General features: G+C 59.9%; 23 protein-coding genes. 14 read left to right on the top strand and 9 right to left on the bottom strand.

Going from position 1 to position 21,652, the window contains the following annotated elements:
* Positions 1-126 precede the first annotated feature (126 nt).
* Positions 127-1,059 (top strand): oxygen-dependent coproporphyrinogen oxidase, encoded by a 933-nt coding sequence (gene hemF, locus JFT63_RS09845; RefSeq protein ID WP_057701835.1) that lies wholly within the window; start codon positions 127-129, stop codon positions 1,057-1,059.
* Complete coding sequence (aroE, locus tag JFT63_RS09840) at positions 1,059-1,877, top strand: shikimate dehydrogenase (RefSeq protein WP_198843866.1); 819 nt, start codon at positions 1,059-1,061, stop codon at positions 1,875-1,877. Before hemF ends, aroE begins: the two co-directional genes overlap by 1 nt.
* Positions 1,878-2,005: 128 nt before the next feature.
* Here aroE and JFT63_RS09835 read toward each other — a convergent pair whose 3' ends face one another.
* From JFT63_RS09835 to betC, 3 genes are all read right to left on the bottom strand, one after another.
* On the bottom strand, positions 2,006-3,574 hold the full coding sequence (locus tag JFT63_RS09835) for a SulP family inorganic anion transporter (RefSeq protein ID WP_198843865.1): 1,569 nt from the start codon (positions 3,572-3,574) through the stop codon (positions 2,006-2,008).
* 152 nt (positions 3,575-3,726) lie between these two features.
* Positions 3,727-4,641, bottom strand: a complete 915-nt coding sequence (gene choX, locus JFT63_RS09830) for a choline ABC transporter substrate-binding protein (protein WP_198843864.1) — start codon at positions 4,639-4,641, stop codon at positions 3,727-3,729.
* A gap of 18 nt (positions 4,642-4,659) precedes the next feature.
* Positions 4,660-6,174 (bottom strand): choline-sulfatase, encoded by a 1,515-nt coding sequence (gene betC / locus JFT63_RS09825; RefSeq protein WP_198843863.1) that lies wholly within the window; start codon positions 6,172-6,174, stop codon positions 4,660-4,662.
* 103 nt (positions 6,175-6,277) lie between these two features.
* Here betC and JFT63_RS09820 point away from each other — a divergent pair, with 103 nt between their 5' ends.
* The 6 genes from JFT63_RS09820 to JFT63_RS09795 all read left to right on the top strand — a co-directional run bounded on the left by JFT63_RS09820 (position 6,278) and on the right by JFT63_RS09795 (position 12,001).
* Entirely contained in the window at positions 6,278-7,228 is a 951-nt protein-coding gene (locus JFT63_RS09820; RefSeq protein ID WP_057701830.1) for a choline sulfate utilization transcriptional regulator, read from the top strand.
* Between the two features lie 30 nt (positions 7,229-7,258).
* Positions 7,259-7,585 (top strand): DOPA 4,5-dioxygenase family protein, encoded by a 327-nt coding sequence (locus tag JFT63_RS09815; RefSeq protein WP_057701829.1) that lies wholly within the window; start codon positions 7,259-7,261, stop codon positions 7,583-7,585.
* Positions 7,586-7,761: 176 nt separating this feature from the next.
* Positions 7,762-8,721 carry a 2-dehydro-3-deoxygalactonokinase gene (locus tag JFT63_RS09810; RefSeq protein ID WP_057701828.1) on the top strand — a complete coding sequence of 320 codons (960 nt, stop codon included), beginning with the start codon at positions 7,762-7,764 and terminating at the stop codon, positions 8,719-8,721.
* Between the two features lies 1 nt (position 8,722).
* Entirely contained in the window at positions 8,723-9,343 is a 621-nt protein-coding gene (locus JFT63_RS09805; protein ID WP_057701827.1) for a 2-dehydro-3-deoxy-6-phosphogalactonate aldolase, read from the top strand.
* A gap of 48 nt (positions 9,344-9,391) precedes the next feature.
* Complete coding sequence (gene dgoD, locus JFT63_RS09800; protein WP_198843862.1) at positions 9,392-10,540, top strand: galactonate dehydratase; 1,149 nt, start codon at positions 9,392-9,394, stop codon at positions 10,538-10,540.
* A 156-nt stretch (positions 10,541-10,696) separates the two neighbouring features.
* On the top strand, positions 10,697-12,001 hold the full coding sequence (locus tag JFT63_RS09795) for an MFS transporter (protein WP_057701826.1): 1,305 nt from the start codon (positions 10,697-10,699) through the stop codon (positions 11,999-12,001).
* Between the two features lie 29 nt (positions 12,002-12,030).
* Here the strand turns inward: JFT63_RS09795 and JFT63_RS09790 are convergent, their stop codons facing one another.
* The 3 genes from JFT63_RS09790 to trpB form a co-directional block, all read right to left on the bottom strand.
* The gene (locus JFT63_RS09790; RefSeq protein ID WP_198843861.1) at positions 12,031-13,698 is read right to left on the bottom strand and encodes a BBE domain-containing protein; all 1,668 of its coding nucleotides are present in this window, start codon (positions 13,696-13,698) and stop codon (positions 12,031-12,033) included.
* 171 nt (positions 13,699-13,869) lie between these two features.
* On the bottom strand, positions 13,870-14,679 hold the full coding sequence (trpA, locus tag JFT63_RS09785; RefSeq protein WP_057701824.1) for a tryptophan synthase subunit alpha: 810 nt from the start codon (positions 14,677-14,679) through the stop codon (positions 13,870-13,872).
* The gene (trpB, locus tag JFT63_RS09780) at positions 14,680-15,906 is read right to left on the bottom strand and encodes a tryptophan synthase subunit beta (protein ID WP_057701823.1); all 1,227 of its coding nucleotides are present in this window, start codon (positions 15,904-15,906) and stop codon (positions 14,680-14,682) included. It lies immediately after the preceding gene.
* A 110-nt stretch (positions 15,907-16,016) separates the two neighbouring features.
* Between trpB and JFT63_RS09775 the strand changes: the two genes are divergently transcribed.
* Positions 16,017-16,913, top strand: coding sequence for a LysR family transcriptional regulator (locus JFT63_RS09775; protein ID WP_057701822.1), 897 nt, complete (start codon positions 16,017-16,019; stop codon positions 16,911-16,913).
* 8 nt (positions 16,914-16,921) lie between these two features.
* On the opposite strand, the gene JFT63_RS09770 is transcribed toward JFT63_RS09775, so the two are convergent.
* Positions 16,922-17,248 (bottom strand): DUF883 family protein, encoded by a 327-nt coding sequence (locus tag JFT63_RS09770; RefSeq protein WP_016969656.1) that lies wholly within the window; start codon positions 17,246-17,248, stop codon positions 16,922-16,924.
* A 157-nt stretch (positions 17,249-17,405) separates the two neighbouring features.
* On the opposite strand from JFT63_RS09770, the gene JFT63_RS09765 reads away from it, so the two are divergent.
* Positions 17,406-17,621 carry a dodecin gene (locus tag JFT63_RS09765; protein WP_005783406.1) on the top strand — a complete coding sequence of 72 codons (216 nt, stop codon included), beginning with the start codon at positions 17,406-17,408 and terminating at the stop codon, positions 17,619-17,621.
* A gap of 116 nt (positions 17,622-17,737) precedes the next feature.
* Positions 17,738-17,965 (top strand): DUF1161 domain-containing protein, encoded by a 228-nt coding sequence (locus JFT63_RS09760; RefSeq protein WP_057701821.1) that lies wholly within the window; start codon positions 17,738-17,740, stop codon positions 17,963-17,965.
* A 58-nt stretch (positions 17,966-18,023) separates the two neighbouring features.
* Here JFT63_RS09760 and JFT63_RS09755 read toward each other — a convergent pair whose 3' ends face one another.
* Positions 18,024-19,025, bottom strand: a complete 1,002-nt coding sequence (locus tag JFT63_RS09755; RefSeq protein ID WP_198843860.1) for an LLM class flavin-dependent oxidoreductase — start codon at positions 19,023-19,025, stop codon at positions 18,024-18,026.
* A gap of 218 nt (positions 19,026-19,243) precedes the next feature.
* On the opposite strand from JFT63_RS09755, the gene JFT63_RS09750 reads away from it, so the two are divergent.
* A complete protein-coding gene (locus JFT63_RS09750; RefSeq protein WP_198843859.1) occupies positions 19,244-19,675 on the top strand; it encodes an OsmC family protein in 432 nt (143 codons plus the stop codon).
* A 146-nt stretch (positions 19,676-19,821) separates the two neighbouring features.
* Positions 19,822-20,061, top strand: coding sequence for a DUF1161 domain-containing protein (locus tag JFT63_RS09745; RefSeq protein WP_057701819.1), 240 nt, complete (start codon positions 19,822-19,824; stop codon positions 20,059-20,061).
* A gap of 1 nt (position 20,062) precedes the next feature.
* On the opposite strand, the gene JFT63_RS09740 is transcribed toward JFT63_RS09745, so the two are convergent.
* Positions 20,063-20,485, bottom strand: a complete 423-nt coding sequence (locus tag JFT63_RS09740; protein WP_057701818.1) for a PA0061/PA0062 family lipoprotein — start codon at positions 20,483-20,485, stop codon at positions 20,063-20,065.
* A gap of 110 nt (positions 20,486-20,595) precedes the next feature.
* Between JFT63_RS09740 and JFT63_RS09735 the strand changes: the two genes are divergently transcribed.
* Positions 20,596-21,639, top strand: coding sequence for an aminopeptidase (locus JFT63_RS09735; RefSeq protein ID WP_198843858.1), 1,044 nt, complete (start codon positions 20,596-20,598; stop codon positions 21,637-21,639).
* The last annotated feature ends 13 nt before the right edge of the window (positions 21,640-21,652 follow it).

Below are 21,652 nucleotides of genomic sequence, written 5' to 3'. Positions count from 1 at the left end.
GCTTGATCTTCGTCAACTGCGGCGCACCTAAGTGCAGTGGCATGTGGGCGCAGTGGTATCCTGTGCGCCCATTTGCCGCCGACGCCCAATGGCCTCGCGTAGCTTTGCCCGATTCAAGGTGATGCCATGACTACCCGCACCGAGGCCGTTAAAGCCTACCTGCTTGACCTGCAAGATCGCATTTGCAACGCCCTGGAAACCTTCGAGACGGACACGCGTTTTATCGAAGACGCCTGGACCCGGCCTGCCGGCGGTGGCGGTCGCACCCGTGTGATCGAGAACGGTTCGGTGATCGAAAAAGGCGGGGTTAACTTTTCCCACGTATTTGGTAGCGGCTTGCCGCCGTCCGCCAGCGCCCATCGGCCTGAGCTGGCCGGTCGGGGCTTTGAGGCGCTGGGCGTGTCACTGGTGATTCATCCGCATAACCCGCATGTGCCGACTTCCCACGCCAATGTGCGCTTTTTCATCGCTGAAAAAGAAGGCGAAGAACCGGTGTGGTGGTTCGGTGGCGGCTTTGACCTGACCCCGTATTACGGCAATGAAGAAGACTGCGTCCATTGGCACCGTGTGGCCGAGCAAGCCTGTGCGCCCTTTGGCCCAGACGTGTACGCACGCTACAAAGCCTGGTGCGATTCCTACTTCCACATCAAGCATCGCAATGAACCACGCGGCATCGGTGGCCTGTTCTTCGATGACTTGAACGAATGGGGCTTCGACACCTGCTTCGCCTTTATCCGTGCCATCGGCGATGCCTATATCGATGCCTACCTGCCGATTGTGCAACGCCGCAAGGCCATGGCGTATACCGAACAGCAGCGTCAGTTCCAGGAGTTCCGCCGCGGTCGCTACGTTGAGTTCAACCTGGTGTATGACCGTGGCACGCTGTTCGGTTTGCAGTCGGGCGGGCGTACGGAGTCGATCCTGATGTCGCTGCCGCCCCAGGTTCGTTGGAGCTATGACTGGAAGGCCGAGGCCGGTAGCGAAGAGGCGCGTCTCACTGACTATTTCCTGCAAGACCGCGACTGGCTCGGTGTCGCCGCACCCAAGGCGGCGGTGTGATGGACCGTTATGTTGTGTTCGGCAACCCTATCGGCCACAGCAAATCGCCGCTGATCCACCGTATGTTCGCCGAGCAGACCGGCGAACAACTGGACTACAGCACGTTGCTCGCGCCGTTGGAGGATTTCACCCAGTGCGCCCGTGAGTTTTTTCGCCAGGGTCGTGGCGCCAACGTGACGGTACCGTTCAAGGAAGACGCCTATCGTTTGGCCGATACCTTGACCGAACGTGCCCAGCGCGCTGGTGCCGTGAACACCCTGAGCAAACTGGCGGACGGTACGTTGTTGGGTGACAACACCGACGGCGCCGGGCTGGTACGCGACCTGACGGTCAACGCCGGGCTGAGCCTGCAAGGCAAACGCATCCTGTTGTTGGGAGCCGGCGGCGCGGTGCGCGGTGCACTTGAGCCGTTGCTGGCGCAGCAACCCTCTTCGTTGATCATCGCCAACCGCACCGTGGAAAAGGCCGAGTTGCTCGCTGAGCTGTTCGACGACCTGGGCCCGGTGTCTGCCAGTGGTTTCGACTGGCTACGTGAGCCGGTGGATGTGATCATCAACGCCACGTCCGCCAGCCTGTCAGGCGATGTACCACCGATTGCCGGCAGCCTGATCGAGCCGGGCAAGACGTTCTGCTACGACATGATGTACGCCAAGGAACCCACCGCGTTCTGCCGCTGGGCTGCGGAACAGGGTGCTGTGGTGGCGATGGATGGTTTGGGGATGCTGGTGGAGCAGGCGGCGGAAGCCTTCTTCCTGTGGCGCGGTGTGCGCCCTGATTCAGCGCCGGTACTGGCCGAACTGCGCCGGCAATTGGCCTGATCCCACACGCTGATGTGGACACAATTAATGTGGGAGCTGGCTTGCCTGCGATAGCAATAGGTCAGTTACCCATGTGCTGGCTGATCCACCCCTATCGCAGGCCAGCCAGCTCCCACAGTTGATCGGGTTTAGTCTTCGAAATGGAGGGGGCAGTTATCCGATCCCTCCAGCTTCATCAATTCCTCGACCACCTGCGGCCTGGCTCGGCGCAACGTCAGGCTACGCCCCAACCCCGCCAATCGCCGCGCCTCTTGATGCAGCATCTCCACGCCGGAGTAGTCGATAAAATTGATCTGCTGCGCCTCGATCACCACCCGCGCACCCTGCAGACTTTGCAGGCGTACTTGCAGGTAATGGCTGGCGCCAAAAAAGATCGAGCCCCCCACGCGTAATACATCCTCGTCCCCGTCGCGCCATTGCTGAACCCGCGGTTGCGAGGTGCGCTTGAGATAGAAAAACAGCGATGCCAGCACCCCGGCATAAATCGCCGTTTGCAGCTCCAGCAGTAAGGTGGCGACACACGTCAGGCCCATCACCACGAATTCGGCGCGGCTGACTCGAAACAGAGCACGAATGCCTCGGTAATCCACCAGGCCCCAGCAAATGAGCAGAATGCTGGCGGCCATGCTCGGGATGGGAATATGCGCGATCAACGCCGCGCCAAACAACGCAAATACCGCCACCCACAGCGCGGAAAACACGCCGGCCAAGGGCGAGCGGGCGCCTGCTTCGTAACTGAGGCCTGAGCGGGTAAACGAACCGGCTGACAGGTAGCCGGAGAAAAATCCGCCAACGATGTTGGATAAACCCTGGGCGCGCACTTCCTGGTTGGCGTCGAGCAATTGTTGCGAGCGGGCCGACAGCGAGCGCGCAATCGACAGGCTGGTCACCAGCCCCAGCATCCCCACCGCCACCGCGCTGGGCAGCAGGCGCAGCAGCAGATCCAGGTCCATCGGCAGTGGGCTGAACGGCGGCAACTGGCCGATAAACGAACTGACCCGCGCCACATGCCCGAACATCCCCGGCCACAGCCACGCCGCCAGGCTACCCAAGACTAAAGCGATCAACAGCGTCGGCCAGCGTGGCACCAAAGACTTGAGCAGTGCGCCCACCAGCAAAGTGCCAAGCCCGAGCATCAGGGACGCGCGATCCCACTCACCGCCATGGTCCACCAGCGCCAGCAGGCTGTTTAGAGCGGTGGCCTGGCTTGGTAAATCCAGCCCCAGCAGGTTCGGCAACTGCCCCAAAGCAATCACCACCGCGGCGCCCAGGGTGAAGCCCAGCACCACCGAATGGGAAACAAAATTCACCAGCGCGCCAAAGCGCAGCAGGCCGAGCAACCACTGGAAGACGCCGGCGAGGAAGGTCAGCAACAGGATGAGGGTGATGTAGTCCTGGGAGCCTGGCACGGCCAATGGACTGATACTGGCGTAAAGCACGATGGAAATCGCCGCTGTTGGCCCGCAGATCAAGTGCCAGGAAGAGCCCCACAGGCACGCGATCAATACCGGGATGATCGCGGCATACAGCCCGTACTCCGGTGGGAGCCCGGCGATCAGCGCGTAGGCAATCGACTGCGGCAGGGCGAGCACCGCGCCGCTGAGGCCGACGATCGCATCCCGGCCCACGCTGGCACGGGTTTGGCGCGGGAGCCAACTGAGAAAAGGGAGAAGTGTATGGCGGTTGGGCCGGGGCATCGAAGGCTCGGGTAAAGGGTTTTGGCAAGAGTATCAATGCATGGGTACTTGTGGGAGCTGGCTTGCCTGCGATGCTGGCGCCTCGGTGTGACAGGCATACCGGGGTGATGCTATCGCAGGCAAGCCAGCTCCCACCGGGTCGCCGGCAAGCATCAGAGTTTGGCTTTTACCGCCGGCAACGCATCCTGGCCATCCACGGTTTTCACGCCGTCCAGCCACTTATCCAGCATCGCCGGATTCGCCTTGATCCAGGCTTTGGCCGCCTCGGCATTGCTGACCTTGTTGTTGCTCACTTGCGCCATGATGCTGTTCTCCATCTCCTGGGTGAAACTCAGGTTGGTCAGCAGCTTGGCGACATTCGGGCAGGCCTGTGCATAACCCTTGCGGGTCAAGGTATACACGCTGCCGGTGGCGCCGAAATACTGTTCGCCGCCCTTGAGGTAATGCATCTTCAACTGCACGTTCATCGGGTGTGGCGTCCAGCCGAGGAAGGTGACAAAGCGCTGTTTCTTCACTGCTCGCAACACTTCGGCAAGCATCGCCTGTTCGCTGGACTCAATCAGCTTCCACTGGCCAAGGTTGAAGTCATTCTTCTTGATGATTTCCTGCAACGAGATATTCGCCGGCGCGCCGGAGCCGATGCCGTAGATCTTCTTGTCGAACTTGTCGGCAAATTTATTCAGGTCGGCAAAGTCATGCACCCCGGCGTCCCACACATAGTCCGGCACGGCGAGGGTGAACTCGGTGCCCTCCAGGTTCTTCGCCAGTTGCACCACATCGCCGTTGGCCACGAACTTGTCGTAGAAGCCTTGCTGCGCCGGCATCCAGTTGCCGAGGAAGACATCCACCTGGCCGTCCTTGAGCCCGCCGAAGGTAATCGGCACCGCCAGGGTGTCGACCTTGGGTTGATAGCCCATGCTCGTCAGCAAGAAACTGGTGATAGCGTTGGTGGCGGCAATATCGCTCCAGCCTGGGTCGGCCATCTTTACCGTTTCGCAGCGAGTGTCTGCGTACACCTGGGCGCTGCTGAGCATCACCAAACTCAGTACCACGGTCAACTTTTGCATGGCCTTCCCTCTGTCTACTTATTGGTTTTGGCAGGGTTGTGGAAAACGTGCTTTGCGCTCCAGGTCATCAAGGTCGATATGGTTGCGCATGTACTGCTGACTGGCGTCCACCTGTGGCTGGTGGTCCCAGCTCTTGAGCGTGCCTTGAGTCAGTGCCTCAAACACCAGGCGGCGGCGACGCTGGCTGGCAAGCACTTGCTGATGGATCGCCGGGATGTCCCATTTGGCCCGCGCCTCCCGCAAAAACGCCTCGAACAGCGAGCGATGCTCTGCTGACCGGCTAAGGTTTTCTCGCTCGTGCGGGTCGTTGTGCACATCAAACAGTAGGCAAGGGTCGTCTTCGCTGTAGATAAATTTGTAGGCGCCCCGGCGAATCATCATCAACGGGCTGATGGTGCCTTCGGCCATGTATTCGCCAAACACTTCGTCATGCCCGCCCTGCCCTTGCAAGTGCGGGACCAGAGAGCGACCGTCCAGCGGCAAGTGCGGGTCCAGCTCGCCGCCGGCCAGTTCCACCAGGGTCGGCAGCAGGTCGGCGGTGGACACGGCCTGAGTGACCCGCCCAGCCGCGAATTGGCCCGGCGCACTGATCAGCAGCGGTACGCGTGCAGCCATTTCAAACCAGTGCATTTTGTACCAGAGGCCGCGTTCGCCAAGCATGTCCCCGTGGTCGCCGGAGAAGATGATCAGCGTGTCATCGGCCAGGCCGGTGTCTTCCAGGGTTTGCAGGAGTTTGCCGACATTGCTGTCGATGTAGCTGCACGCGCCGAAATAGGCGCGGCGGGCATCGCGGATCTTGTCCACAGGCAGCGGTTTATCCCACAGGTCATAGACCTTGAGCAGACGCTGGGAGTGTGGGTCCAGCTCTGCTTGTGCCGGCGTTGCAGGCAAAGGGATATCGGCGTCGTCGTACAGGTCCCAGAACGGCTTGGGGATGGTGTAGGGGTCGTGAGGATGGGTCATCGACACCGTCAGGCAGAACGGTCGATCGCCGTCCTCGCGGATATGATCGAACAGGTACTGCTGAGCCTTGAACACCACCTCCTCGTCGAAATCCAGCTGGTTGGTGCGCACGCACGGGCCCGCTTGCAGCACCGAAGACATATTGTGATACCAGGTGGGGCGTACGTCGGGCTCATCCCAATTCACGGCCCAGCCATAGTCTGCGGGGTAGATATCGCTGGTCAGGCGCTCTTCGTAGCCGTGCAATTGGTCGGGGCCGCAGAAATGCATCTTGCCCGACAACGCGGTGCGGTAGCCGAGACGACGCAGGTAGTGGGCATAGGTCGGCACATCGGCGGGGAAATCGGCAGCGTTGTCGTAGGCACCGATCTTGCTCGGTAACTGGCCGCTGACCAGGGTAAAGCGCGATGGCGCGCACAACGGGCTATTGCAATAGGCGGCGTCGAATACCACGCCTTGTGCGGCGAGGCGGCTGAGGTTGGGCAGCTTGATCGGGGAAGGCCCATAGAACGGCAGCATTGGCGCGGCCATTTGATCGGCCATGATGAAAAGAATGTTCTTGCGCTTCATGGTTTCTCGGCATTCCATAGGCGTTGTTTATGCCAATGAGCATGAAGTCCATGCCAGGCGGGGTAAAGCCCATGACGAGCAATGCCTAGGATAATGACAGCTTATGTATGAAGCGCTGGGTCACCTCTCTCTCGATCTGCTGCGTGCTTTCGAAGCGGCGGCCCGCCACCGCAGTTTTACCGCGGCGGCGATGGAGTTGGGCACCACCCAGCCGGCGGTCAGCCAGCAGATCAAGCGTCTGGAAGAACAACTGGCAATCCGCCTGTTTGACCGTATCTATCGCGGTATCGAACTCACCGACGCCGGCGTTCTGCTGTTCGAACACGTGCAAGGCGGCCTGCAAAGTATCAACCTGGGGCTCAGCACTATCACCCAGCAGGACCAACACGAAGTGCTGCAAGTGGCTACCGACTTCGCCTTCGCCGCCTATTGGCTGATGCCGCGCCTGCATCGCTTCCACCAGGCCAACCCGCAGGTGGATGTGAGCCTGGTAACCAGTGAGCGCAACCATGCCAGCCTGCGCAGCGATATCGATGTGGCGGTGCTGTTCGGCGATGGCCGTTTCAAGCAGGGCGACAGCCTGTGGTTATTCAACGAGGAAGTGTTTCCGGTATGCAGCCCGCAGTGGCTAAAGGGCCAGGCTGCTCCGCTGACGGTGCAATCCTTGCCCGAGTACCCCTTGCTGCACCTGCGTCAGGAAAACAACAGCCAGTGGTTCGACTGGAGCGGGGTGTTTCGCGAATTGGGTATCACCACTGCGCCAACTCCCGGGCAATTGCGCTTCGACAACTACACCTTGCTGATTCAGGCTGCGATTGCCGGCCAGGGCGTTGCCATCGGCTGGCGCCACCTGGTGGATAACCTGCTGGAACAGAACTGGCTGTGCCGCCCGATCAGCAACACGGTGACCTCGCGTTACGGTTATTACGTGGTGCAACCCCAGCGCAAACGTCGTGGGCAACTGGTGGAACGTTTTGTCCAGTGGCTGGTGGCGGAACAGGCCAGCAGTGCGCAGTCGTTGACCGGGCTGGCCCTGCCTTCGATTGCGGTCTAGGATCGGCACATTGTGGATCCGGAGTCCGTCATGCAACGTATCAAGGGCTATCACGCCCATATCTACTTCGACGCCAGCACCATCGACCAGGCGCGCACGCTGTGTGAGGACGCCGCCAGGCTGTTCCCGTTGCGCATGGGCCGTGTGCATGAACGTCCGGTGGGCCCGCACCCGGATTGGAGCTGCCAGCTGGCATTCGTGCCGCAATACATCGGCGTGGTGTTGCCGTGGCTGGCGCTGCACCGCAATGGCTTGGTGGTGTTCCTGCACCCTGAAACCGGCGATGACCTGAAAGACCACACCGACTACGCGATCTGGATGGGCGCGATGCGCGAGTTGGATCTGTCGGTTCTTTAACGTCCCTTATCAGATAAAGCCTTGCCTCTCCCTAAGTAAAAACAGGGAGCGGTGTAGGATTAATCTTGTCTTGTCTCATTATGTGGGATTGATATTTATATATTGAGATATTCCGGTCCCTAGGTTTATATTCGCCCATCTGCTTTTTTCAGCACCCACTCATTTCAGGTGAAGCGATGCAGGCGCAATTGATCGCGCTCGATTGGGGGACCAGCTCCCTTCGTGCTTACAAACTCGGCCCCGAAGGCGTTGTGCTGGAACAGCGCTCGCAAGCCTGGGGCATCATGCATTTGCCCTGCGAACCACGGGTAATCAACGGTATTGATTGCACTGACGGCTTCGAATTGGCGTTCGATAGCGCCTGCGGCGATTGGCTCGACGCCCAGCCCGGATTGCCGGTGATTGCCTGCGGCATGGTCGGCAGTGCACAGGGCTGGAGCGAGGCGGCTTATCGCGCCACGCCTGTGGACGTCGCCAGCCTGGGCCAGGCGTTGCACCCTGTGCGCAGCCTGCGTGGGGTGGAGGTGCATATTGTGCCGGGGGTGATCGAGCGAGCGGGTTTGCCCAATGTGATGCGCGGCGAAGAAACCCAGGTACTCGGCGTGCTGCAAGGCCTTGGCGCCCAAGTATTGATCGGGTTGCCCGGCAGCCACTCCAAATGGGTCGAGGTGGTTGAAGGCCGTATTACCCATTTCGACACCTTCATGACCGGTGAACTGTTTGCGATATTGAGCAAGCACAGCATCCTGGGTCGCACCCAGCAGCCGAGTGAGCAATTCCAGACCGAGGCCTTTGACCGTGGCGTGCACGTGGCGCTTTCAAAGGATGGCCGGCGTGGCGTGTTGTCGACCTTGTTCAGCGCCCGCACCCTGGGCCTGACGGCTGAGCTTTCGCCCAACCAGCAGCCCGACTACCTGTCCGGCCTGTTGATCGGCCATGAACTCGCCGGTTTGCCAGACAACGCCAAAACCCAGCCGATCATTCTGGTTGGCGCCGCCCCACTCTGCGCCCGCTATCAACGCGCCCTCACCCTTTGCGGCTTCGCTCACGTCAGCCTGGCGCAGGAAGCCACCGAGCGTGGCCTGTGGCAATTGGCGGTGGCGGCTGGGCTCATTCAACCTGTAACGGAGGCCTGACATGCTCAAGCAAGCACTCGCGCAAAACGGTTTGATCGCAATCCTGCGCGGCATACGCCCGGATGAAGCCCAGGCCATTGGCCAGGTCCTGTACGACGCGGGTTTTCGTGTCATCGAAGTGCCGCTCAATTCGCCGGAGCCGTACACCAGCATTCGTACCCTGCGCGACAGCCTGCCCGCCGATTGCCTGATCGGTGCCGGCACGGTGTTGACGCCTGAACAGGTCGAGCAGGTGAAGGCCGCAGGTGGTCAGGTGATTGTCATGCCCCATAGCGATGCCAACGTCCTGCGCGCCGCCAAGGCCGCAGGTCTGTACTTGTCGCCGGGCGTGGCAACGCCAACCGAAGCGTTTGCCGCACTGGCCGAAGGCGCCGACGTGTTGAAGCTGTTCCCGGCCGAGCAGATCGGCCCTTCGGTGATCAAGGCGTGGCTGGCGGTATTGCCGGTGGGCACGTTGCTGTTGCCGGTAGGCGGCGTTACGCCGGACAACATGCAGGTGTTTATCGATGCCGGCGCGAAAGGGTTCGGGTTGGGCTCCGGGTTGTTCAAACCGGGTATGACAGTGGATCAGGTCGCGAGCCGTGCCCAGGCTTATGTCGCCGCCTGGAAAGCCCTGAGCTGACAGCAAGTTCCGCGCCCACAGGCGCTGCATCCATAAGAGAGACAAGAGATGAAAATCACCAAATTGACGACCTTTATCGTCCCGCCGCGCTGGTGCTTCCTCAAGGTCGAAACCGACCAGGGCGTGACTGGCTGGGGTGAGCCTGTGGTCGAAGGCCGCGCTCACACTGTGGCAGCCGCCGTTGAAGAATTGTCCGACTACCTGATCGGCAAAGACCCACGCAATATCGAAGATATCTGGACAGTGCTCTATCGCGGCGGTTTCTACCGGGGCGGCGCGGTGCACATGAGCGCTCTCGCCGGTATCGACCAGGCGTTGTGGGACATCAAGGGCAAGGCGCTGGGCGTCTCGGTCAGCGATCTGCTGGGCGGCCAGGTGCGTGAGAAGATCCGCGTGTACTCGTGGATCGGTGGCGACCGCCCCGCCGACACTGCCCGTGCTGCCAAAGAGGCCGTGGCCCGTGGCTTCACTGCGGTGAAAATGAACGGCACCGAAGAACTGCAGTTCCTCGACAGCTTCGACAAAGTCGACCTGGCCCTGGCCAATGTCGCTGCAGTACGCGATGCCGTGGGGCCCAACGTGGGTATCGGCGTCGACTTCCATGGCCGTGTACACAAGCCCATGGCCAAGGTGCTGATGAAAGAGCTCGACCCCTACAAACTGATGTTTATTGAAGAGCCGGTGCTCAGCGAAAACTACGAGGCGTTGAAAGAACTGGCGCCGCTGACCAGTACGCCGATTGCCTTGGGCGAGCGCCTGTTCTCGCGTTGGGATTTCAAGCGCGTGCTCAGCGAAGGCTACGTCGACATCATCCAGCCGGACGCCTCCCACGCAGGCGGGATTACCGAAACCCGCAAGATCGCCAACATGGCCGAAGCCTACGACGTGGCCCTGGCCCTGCACTGCCCGCTGGGTCCGATTGCCCTGGCAGCCTGCCTGCAACTGGATGCGGCTTGCTACAACGCGTTTATCCAGGAACAAAGCCTGGGCATTCACTACAACGAAAGCAACGACCTGCTCGACTACGTGCGTGACCCTGGCGTGTTCGACTACGACCAAGGCTTTGTGAAGATCCCCAACGGCCCGGGTCTGGGCATCGAGATCAACGAGGAATACGTGATTGAGCGCGCGGCCATCGGCCATCGCTGGCGCAATCCGATCTGGCGTCACGCCGATGGCAGTTTTGCCGAGTGGTGATTTTTATCTGAAGGAATGCGTTCAAAAATGTGGGAGCGGGCTTACCTGGCACCGCTGCGGTGACTGACCCACCGCTATCGCAGGCAAGCCAGCTCCCACATTTACCGCGTTCCTTCAGCACGTTTTGTCCTCAACAAACATAAAAAGAGGCACCCCATGCACCCTGAATCCCTCACCGGGCAGGCTCCCTTAGTTACGCCCAGCCGAAAGCGCTTTTTCATCATGGTGCTGTTGTTTATCACGGTGGTGATCAACTACCTCGACCGCAGCAACCTGTCGATTGCCGCGCCTGCGCTGACCAGCGATCTGGGTATCGACCCGGTGCAGGTCGGGCTTATTTTCTCCGCTTTCGGCTGGACCTACGCGGCCATGCAGATCCCCGGCGGCTGGCTGGTGGATCGTGTGCCGCCGCGCATCTTGTATACCGCCGCGCTGCTGCTGTGGTCGATTGCCACTGTTATGCTCGGTTTCGCCGCCAGCTTTATCGCGCTGTTCGTGCTGCGTATGGCGGTGGGTGCGCTGGAAGCGCCGGCGTACCCGATCAACAGCCGTGTGGTTACTACCTGGTTTCCCGAGCGCGAACGCGCTACTGCGATTGGCGTCTACACCTCCGGGCAATTTGTAGGCCTTGCGTTCCTCACGCCGGTACTGGCCTGGCTGCAACACCAGTACGGCTGGCACATGGTGTTTGTGGTCACCGGTGGCGTCGGCATCCTGTGGGCGGTGATCTGGTATGCGGTGTATCGCGAACCCAAGGATTTCAAGGGCGCCAATGACGCTGAAATCCAACTGATCCGTGACGGTGGCGGGCTGGTGGACATGCAGGCACAAACCGCCAAGGCGCCCTTCAGCTGGGTCGACCTCGGTATCGTGCTGAGCAAGCGCAAGCTCTGGGGCATCTACCTGGGGCAGTTCTGCCTGAACTCCACGCTATGGTTTTTCCTGACCTGGTTTCCGACCTATCTGGTGAAATATCGCGGCATGGACTTTATCCAGTCAGGTCTGTTGGCGTCACTGCCGTTCCTGGCCGCTTTTGTGGGCGTGCTGTGTTCGGGGGTGTTTTCCGATTGGCTGATCCGTCGTGGCGCCTCGGTAGGCTTTGCCCGCAAGTTGCCGATCATCAGTGGGCTGCTGATTTCCACGGCGATCATCGGTGCCAATTACGTGGACTCCACAGCGTGGGTCATCGCGTTTCTGGCGGTGGCATTTTTCGGCAATGGCCTGGCGTCGATCACCTGGTCGCTGGTCTCGACCCTGGCGCCTGCGCGGTTGCTGGGGCTGACCGGAGGCGTGTTCAACTTCATCGGTAACCTGTCGGCGATCGCCACGCCTATCGTGATTGGCTTTCTGGCCAGTGGTTCGTCGTTTGCACCAGCGATTACTTACATCGCGGTACTGGCGTTGCTCGGTGCACTTTCCTACATATTGCTGGTAGGCAAGGTCGAGCGGATCGAGCTGTAAAAAAGAGGCGACCCCAGGGTCGCCCATTTTTATGGCGCTGATGGCACGGACATCTCGTTGCGAAACACATTGTGCGGATCCCAGTATTTTTTAGTGCGTCGCAGGCGGCTTTCGATCATGAGGTCAGGGAAGAAAATCTTGTACCAATCGGGGTTTTTGGCATGGGTCGGATTGCCGCCAATGTGTGTCATGTCGAGGTCCGGGTAGTTGATGTAGCACCCTTCGAACGCATTGTTGATTGGCACCCCGTGATCATCGGCAAACGCGTTGAAGTACAGTCCTTGGATCCAGTCGGCATGAGCCTGATCGGAGGCGGCGCTGTCGCCGCGCCAGTAACATTGTGGTTGCCACTTCAGGTATGACGAGCGCTGAGCGGCTGACGACTCCCTGCGCACCGGCCCGCTGGCGGCATTGATCTGGCCGCCGAAAGACTGAATCTGGATAAGGCTTTGTGTCAGGTGGATATCAGGGTCTGGCCAGGTCAATGTGGTCCAGATGGCGTCCAGTACTTGAGGGCTGAACGCGCCCTTCTGGTAAGCCGACTTATAACGCCCACGCTGGTTGTCTCCCGAGCCATTCAATGTCTGTTGGCATACCAGCCAATCCAGGCGTTGGGTAGCTTGCTCGGCGGACGCCAATGAATTAATGACGCGCCCGGCGCAGCTGCCACGCGGCTGATGGATGACGTGAAACGGCACCAGTGACTCGGTAGCAGGCAACCCGATGGCGGTCAGCATTTTGCCGACAAAATCGTCGAAAGGGGCTCGATCGTTCAATGCACCGTCCTTGTCAACGTAGTGAATACCCAACGTCACATTGCCCGTGTGCTGATGGCGCATCTCCAGCTTGGTCGCCAGGCCCCAGGTGTTCGTGTTGCTTTGATTGCTGGCGAACCAAGACTGATAGGCTACCAGCAGGTTATCGAGTGCAGGCTTGGTCAGTACCGACCAGTCCCATTCCAACACCAACCACAGCACCTCTTTCGGTGCCGGTGGCAGGTCTTTGAAGTAATAGCTGGTGATGATGCCGAACTGCCCGCCACCCGCACCGCAGCACGCAGCAAACAGGTCCAGTTCGTCCTGGTCGATGCTGTGCCTGGAAACATGACGCGGTACGAGGCCCTTGCCCTGGCTATCAGGCACCAGGATATCCACCCCGCTCAGCCAGTCACACACCAACCCATATTTTCGCGACAGCAAGCCATACCCACCGCCACAGATATGCCCGCCCAAGCCCACTGAGTAACACGAGCCACCGGGCAGGGTTTTGTTGGCCAGCTTGTATAACGCGACATAGGCGTCCCAGTTTTGGCCGCCGGCTTCCAGGCGAAAGCTATAGCGTTCAGTTGCGCCGGGGATCAGCTCGGAGCCGATTTGCCCGTTGGCGTCGTAGACCACTCGGTTAAGCGCACTGATATCCAGGATCGACAGCACCTCATGTGGGCTATCGGGCATCTTGTTGGCGACGAAACCTTCATAGCAATGGCCACCGCTGCGTACCGTAATGCGCCCATTGGCAAGGGCCAATGCCTGCGCGGCGGCGTCAATGATGTCTTGTGGGTTGCGGCAGAGGTAGATCAGGTTGGCGCCATTTTGCGAAGACTGACCCTGCACATTGCCCAACGGCCAGCGCAGGTTGAAGCCCTTTTGCAAGGTTGAGTGACGGGAGTCTGAAGAGGTAATGAGATCAAAGGCCATGATGTACTCCTGAGAGCCAGGGATGACTTCTGATGCAACTAACTTAACGACCGTGGGGCAAGAAATGCGGGGGGCTTGCGGGGGCGGTTAGACGGCTATAGGCATGGAAGTGCGTTGGGGGTGACGTAGCGTCACCCCTCAAGCGTAGCGCAAGTATCAACACGCAGGTGCTTACTTGCGTGCGTTACGCACACCTGCCGACAGCGCCGCGCAATGACTCAGCACGCCATCGATCGCTTGCTGGTCGCTGTCGGCATTGGCAATGTGATCGATCAGTGCCGAACCCACCACCACACCGTCGGCCAGGCGCGCAATCGCCGCTGCTTGTTCCGGTGTACGAATACCGAAGCCGATGCTGATCGGCAGGTCGGTATGGCGACGCAGACGCGTGACCGCTTCTTCGACATGTTCCAGCGTGGCGGCGCCAGCGCCGGTCACGCCTGCTACCGACACGTAATACACAAAGCCGGAACTGCCGTTGAGCACCGTCGGCAAACGCACGTCATCGGTGGTCGGCGTGGTCAGGCGAATAAAGTCGATGCCTGCGGCCTGAGCCGGGTCGCACAGCTCGCCGTTGTGCTCAGGTGGCATGTCGACCACGATCAGGCCGTCGACGCCGGCTGCCTTCGCATCGGCAATAAACTGCGGCACACCGTATTTGTGAATCGGGTTGAAGTAGCCCATCAACACCAGGGGTGTGTCGCTGTCGCCGGTGCGGAACTCGCGCACCATTTGCAGGGTTTTCGCCAGGTTTTGCTTGGCCTCCAATGCACGGATATTGGCCAGTTGAATGGCCGGGCCGTCGGCCATCGGGTCGGTGAAGGGCATACCCAGCTCGATCACGTCGGCGCCGGCTGCCGGCAAGCCCTTGAGGATCGCCAGCGAGGCGTCATAGCCCGGGTCGCCAGCGGTGACGAAGGTCACCAGGGCGGCACGGTTTTGTTCCTTGAGTTGCGCAAAGCGGGTTTGCAGGCGGCTCATTTAGTGTTTCTCCTGCTTGGACTGTTCCATGTGATGCATCACGGTCTGCATATCTTTGTCGCCACGGCCGGAGAGGTTGACCACCATCAGATGATCCTTGGGCAGGGTGGGTGCGCGCTTGAACACTTCAGCCAGGGCGTGGGCGCTTTCCAGTGCGGGAATAATCCCTTCCAGGCGGCAGCATTTGTGGAAGGCATCCAGGGCTTCGTCGTCAGTTACCGAGGTGTACTGGACGCGGCCAATGTCATGCAACCAGGCGTGTTCAGGGCCGATGCCTGGGTAATCAAGGCCGGCGGAAATCGAATGGGCGTCGATGATCTGGCCGTCGTCGTCCTGCAGCAGGAAGGTGCGGTTGCCGTGCAGAACGCCGGGTACGCCGCCGTTGAGGCTGGCGGCGTGCTTGCCGGTTTCAATGCCATGGCCGGCAGCTTCCACGCCGATGATGTCGACGCTGGTGTCATCCAGGAACGGGTGGAACAGGCCCATGGCGTTGGAGCCGCCACCGATGCACGCCACCAGGCTGTCCGGCAGGCGGCCTTCCTGGGCTTGCAGCTGGGTGCGGGTTTCCTTGCCGATCACGGCCTGGAAGTCGCGCACCATGGCCGGGTAAGGGTGCGGACCGGCCACGGTGCCGATCAGGTAGAAGGTGCTGTCGACGTTGGTCACCCAGTCACGCAGGGCTTCGTTCATGGCGTCTTTGAGGGTGCCGGTGCCGGCGACCACCGGGATCACTTCGGCGCCCAACAGCTTCATGCGGAACACGTTAGCCTGCTGGCGCTCAATGTCGGTGGTGCCCATGTAGATCACGCACTGCAAGCCAAAGCGTGCGGCAACGGTAGCGGTGGCCACGCCGTGCATACCGGCGCCGGTCTCGGCGATGATGCGTTTTTTGCCCATGCGCCGCGCCAGCAGGATCTGGCCGATGCAATTGTTGATTTTGTGCGCGCCGGTGTGGTTGAGCTCTTCGCGCTTGAGGTAGATCTTGGCGCCGCCACAAAACTCGGTCAGGCGTTCGGCAAAGTACAGCGGGCTTGGGCGTCCGACGTAATCGCGCTGGAAGTAGGCCAATTCTTCATTGAACGCCGGATCCACCTTGGCCGCTTCGTATTCACGGGCCAGGTCGAGGATCAACGGCATCAGGGTTTCGGCCACGTAGCGGCCGCCGAACGCACCAAACAGGCCACTGGCGTCAGGGCCATTGCGTAGATCGGTCTGGGACTGGGTCATGGGACGCTCCAGGAATAAATGTGTGTGAGAGGCAATGACCACCACTCTACCCCTGACGCTTGGGCCTGAAAACCGATAAGATCGCCGTAACCTGTCAGGAAAACTCACATATGAGCCGCGACCTTCCACCCCTCAATGCCCTGCGTGCTTTTGAAGCCACCGCCCGCCTCAGTAGCGTCAGCCAAGCTGCACAGCAACTGCACGTGACCCACGGTGCGGTGAGCCGGCAGCTGAAAGTATTGGAAGAACATCTGGGTGTGAGCTTGTTCGTCAAGGATGGACGTGGCCTTAAACTCACAGATGCGGGCGTACGGCTTCGTGATGCCAGCGCAGAGGCGTTCGAGCGGCTGCGGGACGTGTGCGCCGAACTCACCCAAAGCGGCGCCGACGCGCCCTTCGTGCTCGGCTGCTCGGGCAGCTTGCTGGCACGCTGGTTTATCCCGCGGTTGGGGCGCTTGAATGCGGACCTGCCCGATTTGCGCCTGCACCTGTCGGCGGGAGAAGGCGATCTTGACCCTCGCCGCCCTGGGCTGGACGCTTTGCTGGTATTCGCCGAGCCGCCGTGGCCGGCCGATATGCAGGTGTATGAGCTGGCCAGCGAGCGTATCGGCCCGGTCCTGAGCCCTCGTTTTGCAGGTTTCGAACAGTTGCGTCAGGCTCCGGCGACCGCGTTGTTAAGCGAAGCGTTGTTGCACACCACCTCACGCCCCCAAGCCTGGCCCAGCTGGGCGCGGCAACACGGCATCGAGCCCGGCGCGTTGAAACTCGGCCAGGGTTTTGAGCATTTATATTATTTGCTGGAAGCGGCAGTAGCCGGACTGGGAGTGGCAATTGCGCCAGAACCGCTGGTGGCAGAGGACCTGCGAGCGGGTCGCCTGGTGGCGCCGTGGGGCTTCAGCGAAACCCCGGCGCACCTGGCATTGTGGCTACCCAAGCGCGCCGCGGACGGACGCGCCGGGCAGTTGGCGCAATGGCTCAAGGCTGAGCTGTTGCGCCAACCCGTGTAACCGGTTAATCAGTCACCGCGCTTGCACAGCAGGTAGGCGGCCAGCAGGCCCAATGCACCGACGGCGACGCCGGCGGTGGTCCATGGGTGCTCTTGGGCGTAGTCGCGGGTAGCAGCACCGGTTTCGCGGATTTTGACTTTGCTTTCCTCGTAGGCGTCGCTGATCAGGTGGCGAGAGTGCTTGAGGGCGTTCTCGGCATTGCTTTTCAAGGCCTTCAGCGTTTTGCGCGACTCATCGGACGCGTCGTCCTTGAGGCTCTCCAGAGATTTGAGCAGGCTCGAAATCTCGGCTTCCATGCTTTCCAGCGACGCTTTGCGTAAAGAAGTGTTGGCCATGTGGACATCTCCTGAAGTGATTGAGTGACGTGTGTAGATACCGACTGCGCCGGTTTCAGAAAGTGCAGTAATTCTGAACTTTCACCTCCCAGCGGTCGCCAGAAGCAGTAAGCACATTCGCTGCTAGTCTTGATTGACGACCTACAGGAGAAACGCCATGAGTGATCATCACACCTACAAAAAAGTCGAACTGGTGGGCTCTTCCACCACCAGCATTGAAGACGCAATCAACAATGCTTTGGCTGAAGCCAACAAAAGCATCAAGCACCTGGAGTGGTTTGAGGTGACCGAAACCCGTGGTCACATCAAGGACGGCAAGGCTGCGCACTTCCAGGTCACGCTCAAAGTGGGATTCCGAATTGCCAGTAGTTAATCGGCAGAGTTGAACTTTGCCCGCTGGCCGATTGCCATAACCTGCGCTACAACGAATGCGTGCCGATGCGATGAGCGTTGGCACGCTCTTTTTGATCAGCGCAAGGAAAGTAACGGATGAAGAAGTTTCTGTTGGCGGTGGGTTTGTTGAGCATTGCGGGTACGGCGATGGCGGCGGGCAAGCCTTGTGAAGAGCTGAAAAGCGAAATTGCCGCGAAAATCGACGCCAAGGGTGCTTCGGGGTATTCGCTGGAAGTGGTGGACAAAGGTGCTACGCCAAGTGACCACAAAGTAGTTGGCACCTGCGAAGGTGGCACCAAGGAAATTGCCTACAAGCGCGGTTAATCTCGTGTTGTGGACATAAAAAACCGACGCAAGTGCGTCGGTTTTTTTCGCCTGGATTTCAGCCCTTCATCACTTGTGCAAGCAGCTCGTAGGAATGAATCCGATCGGCGTGCTCATACAGGTCACTGGTAAAAATCAGCTCATCGGCGCCGGTCTGCTCGATCAACACCGCCAGCTTGGCGCGAATCTTCGCCGGGCTGCCCACCATGGCCAAACCAAGGAAGCTACCGACCGCGTCTTTTTCATGGGGCAACCACAGGCCGTCCATGGTTTTGACTGGAGGGCGCTGCACCAGGCTCTGGCCGCGCATCAACGCGAGAATACGCTGGTACACCGAGGTGGCCAGGTAATCGGCCTGCTCATCGGTGTCGGCTGCCACAAGCGGAATGCCAAGCATCACGTAGGGCTTATCCAGCACCGCCGAAGGCTTGAAGTGATTGTGATACACACGAATCGCCTCATGCATCAGGCGCGGTGCGAAATGGGAGGCAAAGGCGTAGGGCAAGCCACGCTCACCGGCCAATTGCGCGCTGAACAGGCTCGAACCCAACAGCCAGACTGGCACATTGGTGCCTGTGCCCGGCACGGCGATTACCCGTTGGTCTGGCGTGCGCGGGCCCAGGTAGGCCATGAGTTCGGCCACGTCTTCGGGGAAGTCATCGGCACTGCCGGAGCGTTCACGGCGCAGGGCGCGGGCGGTCATCTGGTCGGAGCCGGGCGCGCGGCCCAGGCCCAGGTCGATACGACCGGGGTAGAGGCTTTCCAGGGTGCCGAACTGTTCGGCAATCACCAAGGGCGCGTGGTTAGGCAACATGACGCCGCCGGAACCGACGCGAATGGTCGAGGTGCCGCCGGCCAGATAGCCGAGCAGTACCGAGGTGGCTGAACTGGCGATGCCATCCATATTGTGGTGCTCGGCTACCCAGAAGCGGGTGTAGCCGAACTTTTCCACGTGCTGGGCCAAATCCAGAGAATTGCGCAGCGACTGCGCCGGGCTGCCATTGGCACGCACGGGCACCAGGTCGAGGGTCGAAAACTTAACGTCGGACAGCGATTTCATCAGCCTGCTTCTCCAATAGGGCGTACAGGCTTTTTTAAACGAGCTAAAACCTGCCGCTGCATGTGCATACCCTATGCAATGAGGGCATATACCCGAGATTCAATAGTAGCCGCGAAATTTCCTACTTAATCACTAGGTTTTTCTTACGAGTGAACTTTGCCGAGGCGTCTATCCTCAGAACCCTTACTGACGCAAAACCACCGTTCGAGGAGAAAGCTATGAGTATCGTTAAAAAGGCATCCGCGCATTGGGAAGGTGATCTGAAGACTGGCCTGGGTTCGATCTCCACCGAAACAGGCGTGCTGCGCGAAGCGCCCTACGGCTTCAAGGCCCGTTTCGAAGGCGGCAAGGGCACCAACCCTGAAGAGCTTATCGGCGCAGCTCACGCCGGCTGTTTCTCCATGGCGTTTTCCATGATTCTTGGCGACGCCGGGCTCAAGGCTGACAGCATTGATACCCAGGCCGAAGTGACCCTGGACCAGGTCGAGGGCGGTTTTGCGATTACTGCCGTGCATCTGATCCTCAAGGCCAAGATCCCGGGCGCGAGCCAAGCGCAGTTCGATGAGCTGAGCAAAAAGGCCAAGGAAGGATGCCCAGTGTCCAAAGTGCTGAATGCCACCATCACCCTGAATGCCACGCTGGTCAGCTGACACCGCACTTGCTTATGGGAGGGGGCAAACTCCCTCCCATATCCAGTTTGGCGCTTAAAGTAGAACTCGTGTTTGCGAAATGTGGTCGAATAGCCCATGCAGCCTAGGCGCACACTCGTGCGCAGCGCATTCAGGGAGCTACACACATGAAACGTTTTGCCTTGGCAATCATCTGCGGTGTATTGGCCACTTCGGCCGTGGCCGCGCCAAAAGATTGTGAAGAGCTCAGGAAAGAAATCGAAGTGAAGATCCAGGCCAAGGCGATTCCGTCCTACACCCTGGAAATCATCACGGCCGAAGAAGCCAAGAATCATGACGAAGCGATGATTGTCGGTTCGTGTGAAAACGGTACCAAGCGCATTCTTTATCAGAAAAACGACGACTGATTCAGATGCAGTTCACGCTGCGCTCTTCTGCCAGCAACTGGCGCGCTGAGTCATAGAGCCGGATGTTGGGCGTGAACGCCAGCGAGCGACCTTCAAGCACATAGCGTTGGCCGGCCTGGAAATGGTCGTACTGCAGAGTCATGAAGCAGGTCCGATACATCATCTGGCTCAGGCCACCCAAACCGCCGCCGGCGGGCACTTCAAAGTCAAAGCGCACCATCAGCTCGTGAGGGCCGGGAGGCATTTGGAAGTAGCGCCCGTCGTTGAGGTTTTTTCCGTCCAGGCGCTGAGCCATCACCAGTTTTGAGCCCGGCGTCGGCGTGGTGAAATCCACCCAGGCCTGTTGCGGGTCGACAGGCGGGATGGGTGTCGAGGTGCAAGCGCCGAGCAACAGGGCGGCGACTGCAAGAAAAAATTGACGCATGGCGAGTACTCGACGCAAGGAGAGGTTTGAGTATAAACACGCCGCGCCGTGGAAAAATCCCATTCAAGCGCGATAGTCTGGCGAATAAACCAGCCAGGAGCAGTCGGGGCATGATCAGGCGTTTTCTTCCAGGGTTGATGGTTGTGCTGCTCAGCGGTTGCTCCAGCGTCAATTACTACAGCCAGTTGGCGAGCGGTCAGTGGCAATTGCTACGGGCCCGGGAACCGGTTGCCGAGGTCATCGCCGACCCTTCTCGCCCGCAATTGCTGCGCGAGCACCTTGCTCAATCGCAGAAAGCGCGAACCTTTGCCAGTGAGCAGTTGCATCTGCCTGACAACCAAAGTTATCGCTTGTACGCCGATATTGGCCGACCCTATGTGGTCTGGAATGTGTTCGCCACGCAGGAATTTTCACTGTCGCCTGAAAACCATTGCTTCCCGATTGCCGGTTGCGTCGCCTATCGCGGCTATTACAGCCAAGGTGCGGCGCGGGGCGAAGCGGCGCTGTTGCGCCAACAGGGCATGGACGTGTCGATCGGTGGCGTCGAAGCCTATTCCACCCTGGGTTGGTTTAACGACCCGATCATGAGCTCGATGATGAGTTGGGGCGATGAGCGCCTCGCCACCCTGATTTTCCATGAACTGGCCCACCAGCGTTTTTACGTGAAGGATGACACCGAGTTCAACGAGTCCTACGCCAGCTTCGTCGAACAGGAGGGCACCCGCCAATGGCGTGCGGCCAGAGGCCTGGCGCCGGTCAGCGATGCGGCGCTCAAGCAGCGTGATGAATTTATCCGGCTGATTCTGGGTACGCGTAAACGCCTGGAAGCGCTGTATGCGCAGCCGTTGGCCGCAAACGTGATGCGCCTGGCCAAAGCCGCGCAATTTGAGCAATTGCGTAGTGAATACCGGCAACTGCGCGATAGCCAATGGGGCGCAGACAAGCGGTATGACGCGTGGATCAACCAGCCGATGAATAACGCACGGCTGTTGCCGTTCGGGCTGTATGACCAGTGGGTGCCAGCGTTTGCGGCGTTGTTTGCGCAGGAAGGTGGGGATTGGGTGAGGTTTTATGCGGCGGTGGATAAGTTGGGTGAGCTGCCGGTGGAGCAGCGTAAGGCGGCGTTGAGGCAGTTGGAGAAGGTTGGCCTTTAGGGCCTTATCGCAG

Source organism: Pseudomonas sp. MF7453 (assembly GCF_016405455.1).
Classification (GTDB): domain Bacteria; phylum Pseudomonadota; class Gammaproteobacteria; order Pseudomonadales; family Pseudomonadaceae; genus Aquipseudomonas; species Aquipseudomonas paralactis.
This window is presented reverse-complemented; position numbering and strand designations above follow the sequence as displayed.

Bases quoted from the DNA above. Each gene is read 5' to 3' on its own strand.
- JFT63_RS09805 (WP_057701827.1), top strand. From the start codon at position 8,723: ATGCTCAAGCAAGCACTCGCGCAAAACGGTTTGATCGCAATCCTGCGC.
- JFT63_RS09835 (WP_198843865.1), bottom strand. From the start codon at position 3,574: ATGCCCCGGCCCAACCGCCATACACTTCTCCCTTTTCTCAGTTGGCTC.
- JFT63_RS09790 (WP_198843861.1), bottom strand. From the start codon at position 13,698: ATGGCCTTTGATCTCATTACCTCTTCAGACTCCCGTCACTCAACCTTG.
- JFT63_RS09740 (WP_057701818.1), bottom strand. From the start codon at position 20,485: ATGCGTCAATTTTTTCTTGCAGTCGCCGCCCTGTTGCTCGGCGCTTGC.
- JFT63_RS09755 (WP_198843860.1), bottom strand. From the start codon at position 19,025: ATGAAATCGCTGTCCGACGTTAAGTTTTCGACCCTCGACCTGGTGCCC.
- hemF (WP_057701835.1), top strand. From the start codon at position 127: ATGACTACCCGCACCGAGGCCGTTAAAGCCTACCTGCTTGACCTGCAA.
- JFT63_RS09820 (WP_057701830.1), top strand. From the start codon at position 6,278: ATGTATGAAGCGCTGGGTCACCTCTCTCTCGATCTGCTGCGTGCTTTC.
- JFT63_RS09750 (WP_198843859.1), top strand. From the start codon at position 19,244: ATGAGTATCGTTAAAAAGGCATCCGCGCATTGGGAAGGTGATCTGAAG.
- aroE (WP_198843866.1), top strand. From the start codon at position 1,059: ATGGACCGTTATGTTGTGTTCGGCAACCCTATCGGCCACAGCAAATCG.
- JFT63_RS09815 (WP_057701829.1), top strand. From the start codon at position 7,259: ATGCAACGTATCAAGGGCTATCACGCCCATATCTACTTCGACGCCAGC.
- JFT63_RS09810 (WP_057701828.1), top strand. From the start codon at position 7,762: ATGCAGGCGCAATTGATCGCGCTCGATTGGGGGACCAGCTCCCTTCGT.
- trpB (WP_057701823.1), bottom strand. From the start codon at position 15,906: ATGACCCAGTCCCAGACCGATCTACGCAATGGCCCTGACGCCAGTGGC.
- trpA (WP_057701824.1), bottom strand. From the start codon at position 14,679: ATGAGCCGCCTGCAAACCCGCTTTGCGCAACTCAAGGAACAAAACCGT.
- JFT63_RS09775 (WP_057701822.1), top strand. From the start codon at position 16,017: ATGAGCCGCGACCTTCCACCCCTCAATGCCCTGCGTGCTTTTGAAGCC.
- JFT63_RS09795 (WP_057701826.1), top strand. From the start codon at position 10,697: ATGCACCCTGAATCCCTCACCGGGCAGGCTCCCTTAGTTACGCCCAGC.
- JFT63_RS09745 (WP_057701819.1), top strand. From the start codon at position 19,822: ATGAAACGTTTTGCCTTGGCAATCATCTGCGGTGTATTGGCCACTTCG.
- choX (WP_198843864.1), bottom strand. From the start codon at position 4,641: ATGCAAAAGTTGACCGTGGTACTGAGTTTGGTGATGCTCAGCAGCGCC.
- JFT63_RS09735 (WP_198843858.1), top strand. From the start codon at position 20,596: ATGATCAGGCGTTTTCTTCCAGGGTTGATGGTTGTGCTGCTCAGCGGT.
- JFT63_RS09765 (WP_005783406.1), top strand. From the start codon at position 17,406: ATGAGTGATCATCACACCTACAAAAAAGTCGAACTGGTGGGCTCTTCC.
- JFT63_RS09770 (WP_016969656.1), bottom strand. From the start codon at position 17,248: ATGGCCAACACTTCTTTACGCAAAGCGTCGCTGGAAAGCATGGAAGCC.
- betC (WP_198843863.1), bottom strand. From the start codon at position 6,174: ATGAAGCGCAAGAACATTCTTTTCATCATGGCCGATCAAATGGCCGCG.
- JFT63_RS09760 (WP_057701821.1), top strand. From the start codon at position 17,738: ATGAAGAAGTTTCTGTTGGCGGTGGGTTTGTTGAGCATTGCGGGTACG.
- dgoD (WP_198843862.1), top strand. From the start codon at position 9,392: ATGAAAATCACCAAATTGACGACCTTTATCGTCCCGCCGCGCTGGTGC.